The organism is Pseudomonas sp. P4795 (assembly GCF_048822895.1).
GTDB lineage: Bacteria > Pseudomonadota > Gammaproteobacteria > Pseudomonadales > Pseudomonadaceae > Aquipseudomonas.
The window spans coordinates 690018-707556 of sequence record NZ_JBMFBT010000003.1 but is presented as its reverse complement, the minus strand read 5'-3'; the positions used below and the strand labels follow the sequence as shown (position 1 = coordinate 707556).

At 59.4% G+C, this 17539-nt stretch carries 19 protein-coding genes and 1 tRNA gene; 15 read left to right on the top strand and 5 right to left on the bottom strand.

Annotated features, from left to right (window positions below; translation table 11 throughout):
• The first annotated feature begins 144 nt into the window (after positions 1-144).
• Positions 145-1086 (top strand): YgfZ/GcvT domain-containing protein, encoded by a 942-nt coding sequence (locus ACOI8A_RS11925; protein ID WP_420648115.1) that lies wholly within the window; start codon positions 145-147, stop codon positions 1084-1086.
• Between the two features lie 34 nt (positions 1087-1120).
• Positions 1121-1942 (top strand): HDOD domain-containing protein, encoded by an 822-nt coding sequence (locus tag ACOI8A_RS11920; RefSeq protein WP_420648116.1) that lies wholly within the window; start codon positions 1121-1123, stop codon positions 1940-1942.
• A 3-nt stretch (positions 1943-1945) separates the two neighbouring features.
• On the opposite strand, the gene ACOI8A_RS11915 is transcribed toward ACOI8A_RS11920, so the two are convergent.
• Complete coding sequence (locus tag ACOI8A_RS11915; RefSeq protein ID WP_420648117.1) at positions 1946-3331, bottom strand: sensor histidine kinase; 1386 nt, start codon at positions 3329-3331, stop codon at positions 1946-1948.
• Entirely contained in the window at positions 3324-3995 is a 672-nt protein-coding gene (locus tag ACOI8A_RS11910; RefSeq protein WP_420648118.1) for a response regulator, read from the bottom strand. The genes ACOI8A_RS11915 and ACOI8A_RS11910 overlap by 8 nt, the downstream gene beginning before the upstream one ends.
• A gap of 237 nt (positions 3996-4232) precedes the next feature.
• Here ACOI8A_RS11910 and ACOI8A_RS11905 point away from each other — a divergent pair, with 237 nt between their 5' ends.
• The 5 genes from ACOI8A_RS11905 to ACOI8A_RS11885 all read left to right on the top strand — a co-directional run bounded on the left by ACOI8A_RS11905 (position 4233) and on the right by ACOI8A_RS11885 (position 9661).
• Positions 4233-5525: an OprD family porin gene (locus ACOI8A_RS11905; RefSeq protein ID WP_420648119.1), complete on the top strand. Its 1293-nt coding sequence runs from the start codon at positions 4233-4235 to the stop codon at positions 5523-5525.
• A 101-nt stretch (positions 5526-5626) separates the two neighbouring features.
• A complete protein-coding gene (locus tag ACOI8A_RS11900) occupies positions 5627-6604 on the top strand; it encodes a Bug family tripartite tricarboxylate transporter substrate binding protein (RefSeq protein WP_420651346.1) in 978 nt (325 codons plus the stop codon).
• A 58-nt stretch (positions 6605-6662) separates the two neighbouring features.
• A complete protein-coding gene (locus ACOI8A_RS11895; protein WP_420648121.1) occupies positions 6663-7121 on the top strand; it encodes a tripartite tricarboxylate transporter TctB family protein in 459 nt (152 codons plus the stop codon).
• 1 nt (position 7122) lies between these two features.
• Positions 7123-8637 carry a tripartite tricarboxylate transporter permease gene (locus ACOI8A_RS11890; RefSeq protein WP_420648122.1) on the top strand — a complete coding sequence of 505 codons (1515 nt, stop codon included), beginning with the start codon at positions 7123-7125 and terminating at the stop codon, positions 8635-8637.
• Positions 8630-9661: an AbrB family transcriptional regulator gene (locus ACOI8A_RS11885; protein ID WP_420648123.1), complete on the top strand. Its 1032-nt coding sequence runs from the start codon at positions 8630-8632 to the stop codon at positions 9659-9661. Before ACOI8A_RS11890 ends, ACOI8A_RS11885 begins: the two co-directional genes overlap by 8 nt.
• A gap of 137 nt (positions 9662-9798) precedes the next feature.
• On the opposite strand, the gene ung is transcribed toward ACOI8A_RS11885, so the two are convergent.
• A complete protein-coding gene (ung, locus tag ACOI8A_RS11880) occupies positions 9799-10491 on the bottom strand; it encodes a uracil-DNA glycosylase (RefSeq protein WP_420648124.1) in 693 nt (230 codons plus the stop codon).
• Between the two features lie 132 nt (positions 10492-10623).
• Here ung and ACOI8A_RS11875 point away from each other — a divergent pair, with 132 nt between their 5' ends.
• On the top strand, positions 10624-11736 hold the full coding sequence (locus ACOI8A_RS11875) for an enoyl-CoA hydratase/isomerase family protein (RefSeq protein WP_420648125.1): 1113 nt from the start codon (positions 10624-10626) through the stop codon (positions 11734-11736).
• Between the two features lie 51 nt (positions 11737-11787).
• On the opposite strand, the gene ACOI8A_RS11870 is transcribed toward ACOI8A_RS11875, so the two are convergent.
• Positions 11788-12195 (bottom strand): hypothetical protein, encoded by a 408-nt coding sequence (locus ACOI8A_RS11870; protein ID WP_420648126.1) that lies wholly within the window; start codon positions 12193-12195, stop codon positions 11788-11790.
• A 263-nt stretch (positions 12196-12458) separates the two neighbouring features.
• Between ACOI8A_RS11870 and ACOI8A_RS11865 the strand changes: the two genes are divergently transcribed.
• The 6 genes from ACOI8A_RS11865 to ACOI8A_RS11840 all read left to right on the top strand — a co-directional run bounded on the left by ACOI8A_RS11865 (position 12459) and on the right by ACOI8A_RS11840 (position 15882).
• The gene (locus ACOI8A_RS11865) at positions 12459-12677 is read left to right on the top strand and encodes a cysteine-rich CWC family protein (RefSeq protein WP_420648127.1); all 219 of its coding nucleotides are present in this window, start codon (positions 12459-12461) and stop codon (positions 12675-12677) included.
• Positions 12678-12710: 33 nt separating this feature from the next.
• Positions 12711-13403, top strand: a complete 693-nt coding sequence (locus ACOI8A_RS11860; RefSeq protein WP_420648128.1) for a pseudouridine synthase — start codon at positions 12711-12713, stop codon at positions 13401-13403.
• Positions 13404-13720: 317 nt separating this feature from the next.
• On the top strand, positions 13721-14605 hold the full coding sequence (locus ACOI8A_RS11855) for an alpha/beta fold hydrolase (RefSeq protein WP_420648129.1): 885 nt from the start codon (positions 13721-13723) through the stop codon (positions 14603-14605).
• A 169-nt stretch (positions 14606-14774) separates the two neighbouring features.
• Positions 14775-14848 (top strand) — tRNA-Gly (locus tag ACOI8A_RS11850).
• A 410-nt stretch (positions 14849-15258) separates the two neighbouring features.
• Positions 15259-15438, top strand: a complete 180-nt coding sequence (locus tag ACOI8A_RS11845) for a type II toxin-antitoxin system HicA family toxin (protein ID WP_420648130.1) — start codon at positions 15259-15261, stop codon at positions 15436-15438.
• Between the two features lie 36 nt (positions 15439-15474).
• The gene (locus ACOI8A_RS11840) at positions 15475-15882 is read left to right on the top strand and encodes a type II toxin-antitoxin system HicB family antitoxin (RefSeq protein WP_420648131.1); all 408 of its coding nucleotides are present in this window, start codon (positions 15475-15477) and stop codon (positions 15880-15882) included.
• Positions 15883-15950: 68 nt separating this feature from the next.
• On the opposite strand, the gene ACOI8A_RS11835 is transcribed toward ACOI8A_RS11840, so the two are convergent.
• Entirely contained in the window at positions 15951-16319 is a 369-nt protein-coding gene (locus ACOI8A_RS11835) for a DUF6124 family protein (protein WP_420648132.1), read from the bottom strand.
• Positions 16320-16726: 407 nt separating this feature from the next.
• Here ACOI8A_RS11835 and ACOI8A_RS11830 point away from each other — a divergent pair, with 407 nt between their 5' ends.
• Complete coding sequence (locus ACOI8A_RS11830) at positions 16727-17455, top strand: class I SAM-dependent methyltransferase (protein ID WP_420648133.1); 729 nt, start codon at positions 16727-16729, stop codon at positions 17453-17455.
• Positions 17456-17539 lie beyond the last annotated feature (84 nt).

Genomic DNA, 17539 nt, shown 5'->3' with positions numbered 1-17539 from the left:
GCTCCTCAAATAGGCGCGCAGTATACAGGCCCGAGCCGGGTCGCACAGTCGGCTTTGGTCGGGCACCTCCGATCCTTTATGAACTACCCATTTCAATAGCGCCCCCTTATGATGTGCTCCAGACTTTTTACCCTGCGATGACCCATGGCCGATTCTGCTTTTTTCTGCACCCTGTCACATGAAGGCGTTCTCGCGGTTCGCGGCGTGGACGCTGGCAAATTCCTGCAAGGCCAGTTGACCTGCAACATCAATTACCTGAGCGACACCCAAGCCAGCCTCGGCGCGCGCTGCACGCAGAAAGGCCGGATGCAGTCGAGTTTCCGCATCTTGCTCGAGGGCGACGGCGTACTGCTGGCGATGGCCAGCGAGCTGCTCGATCCGCAACTGGCGGATCTGAAAAAATACGCGGTGTTCTCCAAATCCAAATTGACCGACGAAAGCGCTGCCTGGCTACGTTTTGGTCTGGAACATGCCGACACAACCCTGGCGACACTCGGTCTGCAGCTACCGACCGAAACCGACAGCGTTGTACGCCATGAAGGCCTGATCGCAATTCGCGTCTCGCCGAACCGTGCCGAACTCTGGGTACCGGCCGATCAGGCCGACGCCATCAAGACAAGAATGTCCGCGCAATTGGCTGAAGGTGAACTCAACCAATGGCTGCTGGGCCAGATCCGCGCCGGTATCGGCCAGGTGATGCCGAGCACCCGCGAGCTGTTCATTCCGCAGATGCTCAACCTGCAAGCCGTCGGCGGCGTGAGTTTCAAGAAAGGCTGCTACACCGGCCAGGAAATCGTCGCGCGCATGCAATACCTCGGCAAACTCAAGCGTCGTCTGTATCGCGTTCAACTCGACGCCAGCGAATTGCCGGAGCCGGGCACGCAATTGTTTGCCCCAAGCCACAACAGCGCGATCGGCGAAGTGGTGCTGGCCGCCCGCGCCGAAAACAATATTGAACTGCTGGCCGTGTTGCAGGCCGAAGCTGCCGAAGCCGGTGATTTGCATCTGGGCGCCATCGAAGGCCCGGCCCTGCACTTGCTCGACCTGCCCTACGCACTGGATCGCGACCGCGAAATCCAGCGTTGAGCGCAGCATTTGTTGCAACACCTAGAGAAACGACATGAGCGATCTGGCGGATAAGGTCCAACAGGATTTGGTTGAGGCCATCGATAACGATGACCTGGTTCTGCCAACGTTACCGGAAGTGGCCCTGCAGATTCGCAAGGCCGCGGAAGATCCTGAAATCAGTGTCAGCGAGCTGAGCAAAGTCATTGGCCGCGACACCGCGCTGTCGGCGCGTCTGATCAAAGTGGTCAACAGTCCGCTGCTGCGCGCGACGCAGGAAGTCACCGACCTGCATACCGCCATCACGCGACTCGGCGTCAATTACAGCAGCAACCTGGCCATCGGTCTGGTGATGGAGCAGATTTTCCACGCCCGCTCCGAGGTGGTCGAACACAAGATGCGCGAAGTCTGGCGCAAAAGTCTCGAGATCGCCGGCGTCAGTTATGCGCTGTGCCGCCGTTACACCCAGCTTAAACCCGATCAGGCTGCGCTGGGTGGACTGGTGCATCAGATCGGCGTGTTGCCGATCCTGACCTACGCTGAAGATCACAACGAACTGCTGTCCGATCCAGTCAGCCTTAACCATGTGATCGACCATATTCATCCGTTGCTCGGCGACAAGCTGCTGCGAGTCTGGGAGTTTCCGGAACGGCTGGTGGCGCTGCCTGGGCTGTATCAGGATCTGGAACGCAATTCGCGCGAAATCGATTACGTCGATCTGGTGCAAGTGGCGAGTCTGTATTGCCACAAGGGCACCGATCACGCGTTTGCGCGAGTTGATCCGCTCAACGTTCCGGCGTTCCGCAAACTGGGGATCGACCCGGACAACAAAGCGTTGTGCGCCGATCTGGAAGAAGCGCTGACAATGTTTTACTGACGCTTAGCCGGCAATAAAACTCACCCGCACTCTCAACCCGGCATGCTCGCCGTCATGCAGCGAGATCTGCGCCAGATGCGCGCGGCAGATTTCCCCGACAATCGCCAACCCCAGCCCAGAACCGGCGACCTGCTGATTGCGCCGGTAAAAGCGTTCAAACACCCGGTCCCGCTCATCCTGTGGAATGCCCGGGCCGTCGTCTTCGACTTCCAGCACGGCCGGCGACAGCACCCGCAAAATCACGTTGCCACCCGTCGGCGTATGCGCCAGCGCGTTGTCCACCAGATTGCTCAGCAGCTCATTGAGCAAGGTCGGCTCGCCGCGCAGCCACACCGGTTCGTCTGCCTCTAACGCCAGCGCCACACCACGAGCGTGAGCCAGCGGTGCCATAGCCATGCCCAGTTCGCGGGCCAACTGGCTCAAATCGAGCAATTGCGCACCGCCCTCAGCAATCGCTCGCGCGCCGTTTTCCACCCGCGCCATCGACAGCAATTGATTGGCCAAATGAGTCAGGCGATCCGTGCTCTGCGCGGACGATTCCAGGGTGTTGCGCCAGGTTTCCGCTTCGCTGGAGCGCAGCCCCAGTTCCAGCCGCGCCTTGAGCGCCGCCAGCGGGGTGCGCAATTCGTGAGCGGCGTCGGCAATGAATTGCGCCTGGCGCTCGAACTGCCCGCGCAGGCGTTCGGTGAAATGGTTGAGTGCGCGCACCAGCGGCCATAACTCGTGCTGCACTTCTACCAGCGGGAGCGGGCGCAGATCGTCGGGCTGGCGCTCTTCCACCGCCGTGCGCAAACGCTCCAGCGGGCGCAATGCGGCACTCACGGCAAACCACACCAGCAACAATGCACCAATCGCCAGCATGCCCAGACGCAGCAAAGTATCGGCGGCCAGACTGCGCGCCATGCTCACCCGTGCTTCATCGGTTTCGGCGACACGAATTTCCGCCATGCCATTCATGTTCGGCTCGCTCACCGCTTTCAACAGGCTGACCACGCGCACGTTTTGCCCTTGATAGGTGGCGTTGTAGAAACGCGCGAGCGCCGGATAGCTGTCAGTTCGCGGCGTGCCAGGCGGCGGGCCGGGCAGGTTTTCGTAGCCGGAAATCAGCTTCTGATGGATGTCGTTGACCTGGTAATAGATACGCCCGGCGCTGTCGTAAGCGAAGGTGTCGAGGGCCACGTAAGGCACGTCGGCACTCAGGCTGCCATCGCGTTGCGAGAGACCGGCGGCAATAGTGCGCGCCGAGGCCAGCAGCGTGCGGTCATACGCGGTGTCGGCGGCTTCGCGACCGTTCCAGTAAGCGCTCAGACCGCTGGCCAGCATCAGCACCACCAACAGCGCCGCGAGATTCCACAGCAACCGCCAGCGCAGGCTGCTGGGCTTATGCATCGCGGCTCTCCAGCAGATAGCCGAGGCCGCGGAAAGTCACGATGGCCACCGGTTGACCGTCGAGTTTCTTGCGCAGGCGATGCACGTAGATTTCGATGGCATCGGGGCTGGCCTCTTCATCCAGACCAAACACCTGCGCGGCCAGTTGCTCCTTGCTCATCACCCGGCCTGGACGCGCAATCAGCGCTTCAAGCACGGCCTGTTCGCGAGAAGTCAGGGTGAGCAGATCTTCGCCGAGGGTGAAGCGCCGGGTGTCGAGGTCATAGGCGAGAACGCCGCAACGCTGCTGACGCTCGCCGCCGAGCACACTGCGGCGCAACAGGGCTTTGACCCGCGCTTCCAGTTCAGTCAGTTCAAATGGCTTGGCGAGGTAATCGTCGGCGCCCAGATTGAGGCCATGCACACGGTCCTTCACATCACTGCGTGCAGTCAACATCAGCACCGGCAAATTCTTGCCGCGTGCGCGCAAACGCGCCAGCACTTCGAAACCGTCCATGCGCGGCAGGCCGACATCAAGAATCGCCACCGCGTATTCCTCGCTGCTGAGTGCCAGGTCGGCAGCCACGCCATCGTGCAACACATCCACGGTCAGACCGGTGCTCTTGAGCGCCTGGGCCACGCTTTCGGCCAGTGGCAAATGGTCTTCGACGAGCAGGACACGCATGGATTTTTACCTCGTTCAGGGATGGCCGACGCCATTCTTTGGCGCGGAGTTTACAGCCGCAACCGTCGCTGTGAAGCCCGAAAACCGTGAAAGCCGATTGAAAGGTTAGCGAAAGGTTAGCCCGTTAGAGTCGGCCCACGGACAGTTCCGACTGCCGTCGCTGATGCCACACAGCGAATACGAAAAACGCCTCGAAGCGTTTTCGCCAATAAGAACAATAAACGGAGTACACCCCGCATGCCGTCCTTGCAGACCAAGGCTCTTACGCCTGTTCGTCCTTCCCGTCTCAGCCACACCGCCCTTGCCAGTGCCGCTGCCCTCGCCGGTTTTTCGCCGTTGAGCTACGCCGACTTCATCAAAGACAGTTCCGCCACCTTCGAAACCCGCAACATGTATTTCAACCGCGACTTTCGCGACGGCAGCAGTGCCCAGCAATCCAAGCGCGATGAATGGGCGCAGGGTTTCATGCTCAATCTGCAATCGGGTTACACCGACGGCACCGTGGGCTTCGGTGTCGATGCGCTGGGCATGCTTGGGCTAAAACTGGATTCCAGCCCGGATCGCACCGGCACGGGTCTGTTGCCGACCCACGATGACGGACGCGCGGCGGATGAATACTCCAAGCTTGGCCTGACCGGCAAAGTGAAAATCTCCGCGACTGAATTGAAGATTGGCAGCCTGATCCCGGAACTGCCGATCCTCAAACCCAACGACGGGCGCATCCTGCCGCAGACTTTTGAAGGTGGCCTGCTGACCTCCAAAGAGATCAAGAACCTTACCTTCACCGGCGGGCGTCTGGAAAAAGCCAAGGATCGCGACAGCACCGATTTCGAGGACATTGCCCTCAACAACAAGAACAGCCGTTTCGCCGGCACAGCCGCCGGTAAACACTTCGACTTTGGCGGCGTGGATTACAAGTTCACCGACAAGATCATTGGCAGCTACCACTTCGCGCAACTCGATGAAGTCTACAACCAGCACTTCTTCGGCCTGGTCGCCTCGCGGCCGATGGGAACAGGCACTTTCGCCACCGACCTGCGCTTCGCCGTCAGTGATGACCAAGGCGCGGCGCGTGGCGGCGAGATCGACAACCGCTCACTCAACGGTCTGGTCAGTTACGCGCTAAGCGGCCACAAGTTCAGCGCCGGTTATCAACACATGTCCGGCGACAGCGCCTTTCCGTATGTCGATGGCAGCGATCCGTATCTGGTCAACTTCGTGCAGATCAACGACTTCGCCGGCGCCGAAGAGCGCTCGTGGCAAGCCCGTTACGACTTCGATTTCGCCAGACTCGGCATTCCCGGCCTGAGCTTCATGAGCCGCTACTTGAGCGGTGACAACATCAAGCTCAAGAACGGTGATGAAGGCAAAGAGTGGGAGCGCAATACCGAGATCAAATATGTAGTACAAAGCGGCGCCCTCAAGGATGTCGCGGTACGCCTGCGTAATGCCACTTACCGTTCCAACTACTCCGCTCGCGATGCCGATGAAGTGCGTCTGCTGGTGAGCTATAGCGTTGCCCTTTGGTGATTGATTGAAATGCCTGGGGCTGTGATCAAAAGATCAAAAGATCGCAGCCTTCGGCAGCTCCTACAAAAAGCCCTTACAACAAAAAGACCGTGGAGAATCCAATGAAATTGTCACTGCGTAAATGTGCTCTGGCCGCCGGCGTCATGCTGTTTGCCGGCCAATTGCTGGCCGAACCGAAACGCCCTGAATGCATCGCCCCGGCCTCCCCCGGCGGTGGTTTCGACCTGACCTGCAAACTGGTGCAGAGCGCACTGGTCAATCAGAAGTTGCTGAGCAAACCGATGCGCGTCACCTACATGCCCGGCGGCGTCGGCGCGGTGGCGTACAACGCGGTGGTCGCTCAACGTCCGGCCGATGCGGGAACACTGGTGGCGTGGTCGAGCGGCTCGCTGCTGAACCTGGCCCAAGGAAAGTTCGGTCGCTTCGACGAAACCAATGTGCGCTGGCTGGCGGCCGTCGGCACCAGCTACGGCGCGATCGCGGTGAAAAGCGATTCGCCCTACAAGAATCTCGACGATCTGGTACAGGCGCTGAAGAAAGATCCGAGCAAAGTGGTGATTGGTTCGGGCGGCACCGTCGGTAGCCAGGACTGGATGCAGACCGCATTGATCGCCAAGGCTGCCGGGATCAACCCGCGTGACCTGCGTTATGTCGCCCTCGAAGGTGGCGGCGAAATCGCCACCGCCCTGCTCGGCGGGCACATCCAGGTCGGCAGTACCGACATCTCCGACTCCATGCCGCACATCCAGAGCGGCGACATGCGTCTGCTGGCAGTGTTCGCCGACAAGCGCATCGACGAGCCGGAAATGAAAGACATCCCGACTGCCAGGGAACAAGGCTACGACATCGTCTGGCCGGTGGTGCGCGGTTTCTACCTCGGGCCAAAAGTCAGCGATGAAGACTACGCGTGGTGGAAAGATTCTTTCGACAAACTGCTGGCCTCCGACGAGTTCGCCACGCTGCGCGATCAGCGTGAACTGTTCCCGTTCGCCATGACCGGTCCCGAGCTGGACACCTACGTGAAGAAGCAAGTCGCGGACTACAAGGTGCTGGCCAAAGAGTTCGGCCTGATCCAGTGATCGTCGCTGTCTAGCGTCCACGGCCTCGCTCAGCGCGGCCGTGGCACAGGAGTTCCTCATGCTTATTCAACGCATTTTTGCCTCAGTGCTGTTGCTGGTTTGTGCCGGCCTGGCACTGATGGCCTGGCCGTATCAGGCGGCTTTTTCCTACGAACCGGTTGGCCCACGGGCCTTTCCCCTGCTGATGCTCGGCCTGATGGGCGCAGCGCTGCTGTACATGGTGTTTCGTCCGGCGCCAATCAAGCACAGCGATGACGAGCCGCCGCTGGATCGCGAAACCCTGACCAAGATCAGCATCTGCGTCGTACTGCTGTTGGTGTTTGCCGGCCTGTTTGAACCGCTGGGATTCATCCTTTCCAGCATTCTGATCGGTATCCCCATGGCGCGCCTGTACGGCGGGCCATGGGTGCCGAGCGTTGTCGTGACGACGTTGATGGCCATCGGTTTGTACTTGCTGTTCGACCGCGTGATGGACGTTCCGCTGCCCCTCGGCCTGCTCGACGTTCTGGAGAACTGATATGGATACTCTCGGTTATTTGAGCCAGGGCTTCGGCGTTGCGCTGACCCCGTACAACCTGGTGACGGCGCTGACCGGTACCTTGATCGGCACCGTGGTCGGCCTGCTGCCGGGCCTGGGTCCGATCAACGGCGTGGCGTTGTTGATCCCGATTGCCTTCGCCCTCGGCCTGCCTCCGGAGTCGGCGCTGATCCTGCTGGCGGCGGTGTATCTGGGCTGCGAATACGGCGGGCGGATCAGCTCGATTCTGCTGAACATTCCCGGCGAAGCGTCGACCGTGATGACCACTCTCGACGGTTACCCGATGGCGCGCAAAGGCATGGCCGGCGTGGCGTTATCGCTGTCGGCGTGGAGTTCGTTCATCGGCGCATTCATCGCCACCTGCGGCATGGTGCTGTTCGCCCCGCTGCTGGCGAAATGGGCGATTGCCTTCGGGCCAGCGGAATATTTCGTACTGATGGTGTTCGCGATTGTCTGCCTCGGCGGCATGGCCGGTGATCGACCGTTGAAGACGTTTATCGCGGCGTTGATCGGGCTGTTCCTGTCCAGCGTCGGCATCGACGCCAACAGCGGTGTGTATCGCTTCACCGGCGACAACATTCACCTGACCGACGGCATTCAGTTTGTGGTGTTGGTGCTGGGTCTGTTCTCGATCAGCGAAATCCTGCTGTTGCTGGAGAAAACCCATCGTGGCCAGGAAGCGGTAAAAGCTACCGGACGCATGATGTTCAACTTCAAGGAAGCGGCGTCGGTGTTCACCGTGAACATCCGTTGCGGCCTGCTCGGGTTCATCATGGGCGTGTTGCCGGGTGCCGGCGCGACGCTGGCGAGTGCCGTGGCCTACATGACCGAAAAACGCATTGCCGGTGCCAGCGGCAAATTCGGCGAAGGCGATGCCCGTGGCCTCGCGGCTCCGGAAACCGCCATCGGCGCTTCTGCCTGTGGCGCACTGGTGCCGATGCTGACCCTCGGCGTACCCGGTTCGGGCACCACGGCGGTGATGATCGGCGCCCTGTCGCTGTACAACATCACGCCCGGCCCGCTGCTGTTCCAGCAACAACCGGACATCGTCTGGGGCCTGATCGCATCGCTGTTCGTTGCCAACATCATGCTGGTGATACTCAACATCCCGATGATCCGCATCTTCACGCGCATCCTCGCCGTGCCGAACTGGGCGCTGGTGCCAGTGATCGCGATCATCACCGGGATTGGCGTGTATGCGGTGCATGCGACTACCTTTGACCTGTTCCTGATGGTGGGCATCGGCATCTTCGGTTACATCCTGCGCAAACTGGATTTTCCGCTGTCGCCAGTCCTGCTGGGCTTCATCCTCGGCGGTCTGATGGAACAGAACCTGCGTCGTGCGCTGTCGATTTCCAACGGTGCGCTGGAAATCCTCTGGTCGAGTCCGATCACTTTCGGATGCTGGGTGCTGACCGCGATCATGTTGCTGATGCCGCTACTGCGCATCTGGCGTCGCCGTGCTGCTGCGCGCAACGCTATTGCCGATGTCTGATCGGCCCTTCAAAAGCTGGTGGGGAACGCCGCTGGTCGGTCTGCTTGGCGGTTATCTCGCCAGCCAGATCGGCTGGCCGCTGCCGTGGATGGTCGGCTCGTTGCTGGCGATCATCCTGGTGCGCTGCCTGACGCCATGGCAATTGGCGGAAATACCCGGCGGGCGCAAATGCGGGCAGTGGATCGTCGGAATCGGCATCGGCCTGCACTTCACCCCATTGGTGATGGAGCAGGTACTCAGCCACTTTGGTTTGATCTTCTTCGGCGCGCTGGTCACCAGCCTGTCGGCGGTGGTCGGGGTGTGGTTGATGCGCCGCACCGGTGAGGATCGCGCCACGGCGTTTTTCTCGAGCATGCCCGGTGGCTCCGGCGAGATGGTCAACCTCGGCGCACGCAACGGCGCGCTGCTCAGCCATGTTGCGGCGGGCCAGAGTCTGCGGGTGTTGGTGGTGGTGTTGTGCGTGCCGGCAGCCTTCAAATATTTGCTGGGTGACGGCACACCGATTTCTCACGCCGGCAGCGTCGATTGGCGCTGGCTGGCGATTCTGTTTCCGGCGGGCGGATTGCTTGCTTGGGGTTGGCAACGGTTGCGCCAACCCAATCCGTGGCTGTTCGGGCCGTTGCTGGTGAGTGCGACGGTGAGCATCGCCTGGGATCTGCACATCAGTCTGCCCAATGGCGGCAGCCAGATTGGGCAGTGGTTGATTGGCAGCGGATTGGGTTGTCACTTCAACCGGCAGTTCTTCCGCCGCGCGCCGTCATTCATGGGCCGTACCTTGATTGGTACGGCGCTGACCATGTTGATTGCGACTTTGGCAGCTCTGGGTTTGAGCGCCCTGACCCATCTGGATTTGCGTTCGTTGACACTGGGCATGATGCCTGGCGGGATTGCCGAGATGAGTCTGACGGCGGAAACCCTGCAACTGTCGGTGCCGTTGGTGACAGCGATGCAGGTGATGCGCTTGTTGTTTGTGCTGTTTCTGGCGGAGCCGTTGTTCAAATACTGGAACCGTAATCCCGATTGAGACCGAGTGAACTTCATCGCTGGCAAGTCGAATCGTCGCACCGCAGCTCCCACAGGTTTGGGGGATGCCACAATTATGTATTCCCCCCTAACCTTGTGGGAGCTGGCTTGCCAGCGATGAGGCCCTTCAGACCCACATCAAATCGGCGGAAGACGCCACTCAATCGGCGTCTCGCCATTCTGCTCAAGAAACTTGTTGGTGCGGCTGAAGTGCCCGCACCCGAGGAAGCCACGATAAGCCGACAGCGGCGACGGATGCACCGACGTCAGCACCAGATGCTTGGTCGCATCGATCAGCTTCTGCTTGCTCTGCGCATGCGCGCCCCAGAGCATGAACACCAGGTGCGGCTGCTCGCGACTGACCACTTCAATGATCCGGTCGGTGAAAAACTGCCAGCCCTTATCCTTGTGCGCGTTGGCGTTGGCGCGCTCGACGGTCATGGTGGTGTTGAGCATCAGCACGCCCTGCTCGGCCCAGCTCTGCAGATAGCCGTGGTTGGGAATGTCGATGTTCAGGTCGCGTTTCAACTCTTTATAGATGTTGACCAACGACGGCGGCGTCGGCACACCCGGTTGCACCGAGAAGCACAAACCATGCGCCTGTCCCGGGCCGTGATATGGGTCTTGGCCGAGGATGACGACTTTGACTTTATCCAGCGGCGTCGAATTCAGCGCATTGAAAATCATCGGTCCCGGCGGATAGATTTCCTTGCCGGCCGCCCGCTCCTGCTGCAGAAAATTGCGCAACTCTGCCATGTACGGCTGGTCGAACTCAGCACGCAGTGCCTCCTTCCAGCTCGGTTCGAGTTTGATACGGTCGTCAGCAGTCATGGTCATTTCCGGCAAAATCAATGGGGCGAACCCTAGGAAACCCGCCTCTGCTTGTCAATTGATCTGACGCAGATCCGGCACTTTCCTACACTGCGATCATACTGATCGTTCAAATTCCCGATCGAGGTCACGATGAATCTGCACTTCGAAGAACTCACCGGCACCGACGGCGCACGCATCGGCGTGGCCAGTCTGGATGCCGAAAAGTCGCTGAATGCGCTGTCCCTGCCGATGATCAACGCGCTGAGCGACAAACTCAACGCGTGGGCCAAGGATGAACAAATCGTCTGCGTGCTGTTGCGCGGCAACGGCGCCAAAGCTTTCTGCGCTGGCGGCGAAGTGCGCAGTCTGGTGGAGGCCTGCCGTGCGCATCCCGGCGAAGTGCCGCCGCTGGCTGCGCAATTCTTCAGCGCGGAATACCGTTTGGACTACAGCTTGCACACTTATCCAAAACCATTGATCTGCTGGGGCCACGGTTACGTGCTCGGCGGCGGCATGGGTTTGCTGCAAGGCGCGAGCACGCGGATCGTCACGCCGAGCAGCCGCTTGGCGATGCCCGAGATCTCCATCGGTCTGTACCCGGATGTCGGCGCCAGTTGGTTTCTGTCGCGGCTGCCGGGCAAGCTCGGGGTGTTTCTGGGTTTGACCGGCGCGCACATCAATGGTCGCGATGCGATTGATCTGGATCTGGCGGATCGCTTTCTGCTCGATGAGCAGCAACCGGATCTGATTGAGGGTTTACTGCAGCTGAATTGGCAGGAGCAGACCGAAATGCAGCTCAACAGTCTGCTCAAGGCCCTGCAACAGGAGGCGGTGGCGCAGATGCCCGAAGCACAATGGCTGCCGCGTCGTCAGCACATTGATGAGTTGCTGGATGTCAGCGATGTAACCTGTGCCTGGAAGGCCATCGCCCTGCAGCGCGACAGCAGCGATCTGCTGATCGCCCGTGCAGCGAAGACCATGAGCGAAGGCTCGCCGCTGACTGCGCATCTGGTCTGGGAACAGATCAAACGTGCCCGGCATTTGTCGCTGGCCGAAGTTTTTCAGATGGAATACACCCTGAGCCTCAATTGCTGCCGGCATCCGGAATTCAGCGAAGGGGTTCGTGCGCGTTTGATCGACAAGGATCAGAAACCGCACTGGCATTGGCCAGAGATTGCACATGTGCCGGACGCGGTAGTCGAGGCGCATTTTCATAAGGTTTGGGAGGGGCGGCATCCGTTGGCGGATCTCTCCAGTTACTAAAATTCAAACACAAAAAAAACGGCGCTCAATGCGCCGCTTTTTTGTGGTTGGTTACCAGCGGTTACCACGACCGTTGTGATCACCGCGACCGCTGTGACGGTTGTAGTCGCCCCGGCCGCGTTGGTTGTCCCATCCGTTGCCGCGATGCCCCTCCCAGCGTCCGCGATCGTTACCGTGCCAGCGCCGATTATCGTAATGGCGCGGTGCTGGTTGGTAGTAACGTGGCGCCGAGTAATAACGCGGAGCCGGTTGGTAATAACGTGGTGCAGGCTGGTAATAGCGCGGGGCCGAGTAGTAAGTGCTGCGGCCGCCGCTGTAATAATTTCCACCACCGCCGTAGTAGACCGGCGCGGGTGATGTGTAAACCTCTGACCTGTAGTAGGTGTCTGCGTAGGAATACGGGGCGCAGCCACTGAGGGAAAACAGCATCACGGCAAACAGAAAGATTCGGCGATACATGGCGGCCTCCTGGACCGCGGGTAGCCACACCAGCGACGCTGGCAGGCGTCAGTCGACTATTCGGTGACTGACGCAATATCTGACAGCGTTTTCGGAATCTGGTGCGTTTCCGTAACAAGTTGAAACAAGTGATTAATGAAACCTTGTTCATCCGCAGATGGCGCCGCCCGGCGATGGATTAGTGCTGGCCGGCCGGCAACCGCTTGCGCTGTCCAGAGTGCGGGTCGATCATGCATGCAACGCCTCAGTCGACTGATCTAAATATGACCCAAGCCAACCTCTGCCCCGCCTGTGGTGCACGCAACGACTGCACCCTTGCCGATCCGCGCACCGCAGATCGCGCCTGCTGGTGCTACGGCGTTTCGATCGACCCGGCTGTGCTCGAAGCGCTGCCCGCGCAACTGCGCGACAAATCCTGCCTGTGCCCGCGTTGCGCTCAGGTCGAGGCGCAACTACAAGCAGCAAAACCGCCGATCCCGTAACATGCGCGGCCCTTTGTCCGCCGATTCCTGACCATGCGCGTCGACCGTTTCCTCAGCAACCTGCCCCGCTACAACCGTAAGCAGGTGCGCCTGTTGCTGGTGGAAAAGCGTGTGCGCGTTGACGGAAAAATCGTCAGCGACCCGCACAGCGACGTGCTGGAGTTCAGCCGTGTCGAGGTCGACGACGAAGTGCTGCAAACCGGCAAACCGGCGCGTTACTTCATGCTGCACAAACCGCCCGGCTGCGTCAGCGCCACGCTCGATCCCCAGCATCCGACCGTGCTCGATTTGATCAATGAGCCGGGTAAGGAAGACCTGCACATCGCCGGACGTCTGGATTTCAACACCACCGGGCTGATGCTGATCACCAACGACGGCGCGTGGTCGCGGCGACTCACTCAGCCGCAGACCAAACTGCCAAAGGTCTACTACGTCGAAACCGAGCAGGAGATCGGCGCGGAATATGCGAGCAAATTCGCCGAGGGCATTTATTTCGCCTTCGAAGACCTGACCACGCAACCGGCGCAGTTGGAAATCCTCGGCCCGAAAACGGCGCGGCTAAGCATCGTCGAGGGCCGCTACCACCAGGTGAAGCGCATGTTCGGCCACTTCGACAACAAAGTGCTGCACCTGCACCGTGAATCCATGGGCCTGCTGCATCTGGATAACGCGCTAAAACCGGGCGAGTACCGCGCTTTGCGCACCGAAGAGATCCATTTGTTCTAAGCAGCCGACCGCTCAGCAGAAGTTGTCGAACAATTCTCCAAACGCACTTGCGCGATCCGACTCTCCCTGCTTGAATCAGGACGTCGGCCAGATTGTGACCGATGAGTCACAACGTACATCCAAGAAATTTTTTGCCGGTAGACAGCCCTCAAGGCTGCGCCTCAGCCGGCAGACTGCCCGCCAATAACAATACCCGTCGACCTGCATTACCGGATCGACATGGGCCTGCAAAATTCAAGGCGTATGCCTACCTGTCACAAAGCTCGTGCAATCTCTATTTGCGCGCATACCCGCTTGCTTGCCAGGAGTCTTATGACATGAGGCCAGAAATCGCTGTGCTGGATATACAGGGTCAGTATCGGGTTTACACGGAGTTCTATCGCGCAGACGCCGCAGAAAAGACCATTATTCTGGTCAACGGCTCGATGGCCACGACTGCGTCGTTTGCACAAACCGTGAAAAATCTGCACCCGCAATTCAACGTGGTCTGCTACGACCAGCCCTACGCGGGCAAGTCGAAAGTCCACAATCGCCATGAGAAACATCTGACCAAAGACGTCGAAGGGCAGATCCTGCTCGAGCTGATCGACCACTTCGCCGCCGAACACGTTTTGTCGTTCTCATGGGGTGGCGCCGCCACGCTGGTCGCGCTGGCGCACCAGCCACGACGCATCGAAAAAGCCGTGATCAGCTCGTTCTCACCGGTAATCAACGCGCACATGCTCGACTACCTCGAACGCGGCGTTGATTACCTCGGCAAACGCGACGGCGACCGGGTCGGCGAACTCGTCAACAGCACCATCGGCAAGCACCTGCCGTCGCTGTTCAAGCGCTTCAACTATCGTCACGTCAGCAGCCTGGCCGAGCACGAATACGGGCAGATGCACTTCCACATCAGCGACGTGCTGCACAGCGATCGGCAGTGCTATTTGAAAGCCGCGCAGAAGATCAACGTGCCGGTACTGTTCGTCAACGGCGAATGGGACGAATACACCGCCGCCACCGACGCCCGCCTGTTCGGCAACCACGTGGCGCAAAGCACCTTTACCACGCTGCAGGCCACCGGGCACTTTCTCGACATGGAACACAAATCGGCCTGCCGCGACAGCCAGAAAGCCGTGCTCGGCTTTCTGAAACCAGCACCGCAAGCCAGCCGAACGCGTTACCAGTTTGTTCAGGATCACCATGCATTGGCTATTTGAAAGAGTGTCAGCGCGAGCAAGCCTGCGGGACTGAGTTTCCATCGACTCCCAGTCCGCAGTGCTTGCTGGCGATTGACCGTTTTGGCTCTGATTCAGGCTTTTGCAGCGCGTCGGCGCAAAGAAAACTTCTCATCCGTGGCCGAGTCTGGTACAAAGTCAGCCGCTCTGAGCGGGTGTCGTATAATGGCATTACTCCAGCTTCCCAAGCTGATAACGAGGGTTCGATTCCCTTCACCCGCTCCAATCGAATATTTGTCCTGCGTTGTGGTTTGACGGGGGATGCGCAAGTACAAAAAACCGGTCTTGATGGCCGGTTTTTTTGTGTCTGGGGTTTGAGAGGAATCGAGGACGGTGATCAGAGCACAATTGGATTTGCCTGGAACGAGCCCCACCACAACTGCGCCTAATTCCCTTTAATTGTGGGTTATCACGACATTCTCTCGATAAGCCCCAAAATATTGGAATTAGCGCCGGCCAGATAAGCCTGCGGCAACGGCCCGCAATACACTCCAGATCCTGGCGAGTCATCCCTGCCTAGAATTGAATCTGCCCCTCCGGCGCCATCAAAGGATGATGACCGTTCGGTGGTTATAGTGTTGATCAAAAAACAATCGTGGGTATAGTACCCACCAAGCGCACCACAAGGAGGTGTTGTGAATAGCCGTTTTCTAATTGGCCAGCTCGTCGCAGACGGTTGGTTTCTGGTACGGATCAGAGGCAGCCATCACCACTTCAAGCACCCGACCAAGCCCGGCTTGGTGACGGTGCCTCATCCGAAAAAAGATCTGCTGAAGAAAACGGCCATCAGTATTTTGCAGCAGGCGTTGCTTTGACTCGTTAGGGCAGCAGCGTCCAGGAGGACAACACACATGCTTTACCCAATCGCGATTTCACTAGGTGACGAAAGACACGCCTGGGGAGTGGAGGTGCCGGATATTCCGGGCTGCTTCTCCGCCGGGGATGATCTGGACGATGCGATGGCCATGGCCCGTGAAGCCATTGAAGGACATTTCGAGATTCTGGCAGAGGACGGTTCGCCGATCCCACCGGCCAACAAGGTCACGCTGCATGCGGCCAATCCCAAATACGCCGGTTGCACGTGGGCCGTGGTGGATATCGACGTGACCAAGTACTTGGGCAAAGCCCAGAAGCTCAACATCACGTTGCCGGGTTATCTGCTAAACCGGATCGATGAATACGTGTTGCATCACCCTGAGGAGAAAAGCCGCTCCGGATTTTTGGCTTCGGCGGCGCTCAAGGTTTTGCAGCAAGGTTGAAGGCGAATGTAAAAAACCGGTCGTGATGACCGGTTTTTTTATGCCTGCGGAAAACGCTTACGAAGTGCTCAAGCCTTCAGCTCAACGTTATCCAGTGCCTGATTCACCGCCAGCCCTCCGAGCATGACCACCTGCGCAATGCCCAGCGCGGTTTTGCGGTGGGCGGGGTCGAGCACTGCGGCGAAGTTGTAGAGCATCTCGGTGGCTGAACCGAGTGATTCGCTGGCGTTGGCGAGCAGGGATTCGGTGTCGCACGCCGGGTTGGCGAAGTACATCGGCGCGGGTTCGTTGCTGGTGCCCATGACGTGGGCGCCGGGGCAGAGGTAATGATCGAGGGCGCGGTCGGCGGCTTCGTGGAGTTTTCTGGAGTCGATGGACGCGTATGGGGATGTTGGGTCGGTTTCGAACTCGGGTGGATTCGGTGTTGGTTTGATCATGATTTTGATACTCAGCGTGATGGTTGGAGCTGACCCTTTCGGTTCCACGCGAAGAGGTGGCAGCTGTGCGCAGGTTGGAACCCGGGCCACTGAGCAAAACCCGACAGACTCGAAGTCTCCCGCGCACAGCCGCCATAACGGAGTGCACACCATCAAGGCGCGCAAGCATACGTCATGAAAAGTGCATTTGCAGTCAGTAGAGCCTCAGGGTTCCAATCCCGATCGCTGATTTGGCAGCGACCCACACAGGCTAGAGACCGCGCTTCCGACGGACAACCTGAAAACATTGTGGGAAGGTTCGGCAAATTCGAAACACGCGTTAAACATCCCGAATCGAAATACAGCAATTACACATCCCCAACATTCAACCTGTTCTCTCCCGGCTCACGACCCGCTAGCATCTCCCCATGACTCAAAACATCTACGACGATCCCGAATTCTTCCAGGGCTACAGCCAGATGAACCGCTCCATCGGCGGCCTCGACGCCGCGCCGGAATGGCCGGCGCTGAAGGCGTTGCTGCCCTCCATGCACGGTTTGCGGGTGGTGGATCTGGGCTGCGGTTACGGCTGGTTCTGCCGCTGGGCCAGCGAGCAAGGCGCTGCTGATGTGCTGGGGCTGGACGTCTCGCAGAAAATGCTCGAACGAGCGCGGGAAACTACGTCAGCCGCGAACATCCGCTACGAACGTGCCGACCTCGAACAGCTCGATTTGCCTACGTGCACTTTCGATCTGGCCTACAGCTCGCTGGCGCTGCATTACATCAAGGATCTTTCAGGGCTGTTCGCCAAGCTGTATGCAGCACTTAAACCGGGCGCGCATTTTGTGTTTTCAATTGAGCATCCGATCTTCATGGCGCCGCGTAATCCGGGTTGGCTGATCGACGGTGAAGGTCGCAAGCGCTGGCCGCTGGACAGCTATCAGATGGAAGGGGAGCGGGTCACTAACTGGTTGGCTGACGGGGTGATCAAGCAGCATCGCACAATGGGCACACTGCTGAATTCGTTGATCGCGGCAGGGTTTTCCATTCGTCACGTTGATGAGTGGGGGCCGAGTGATGCGGAGGTGGCGGCGCAACCGGCGTTGGCGGAAGAGCGTGAGCGGCCGATGATGATGTTGGTGGCGGTTCAGCGCTGAGTTGATGGATTGCGAAGCCGATCCAGGATTTTGGGGTCGCTTCGCAACCCGGCGGGAGCAAGCTCCCTCGCCACAAGGTTTGCT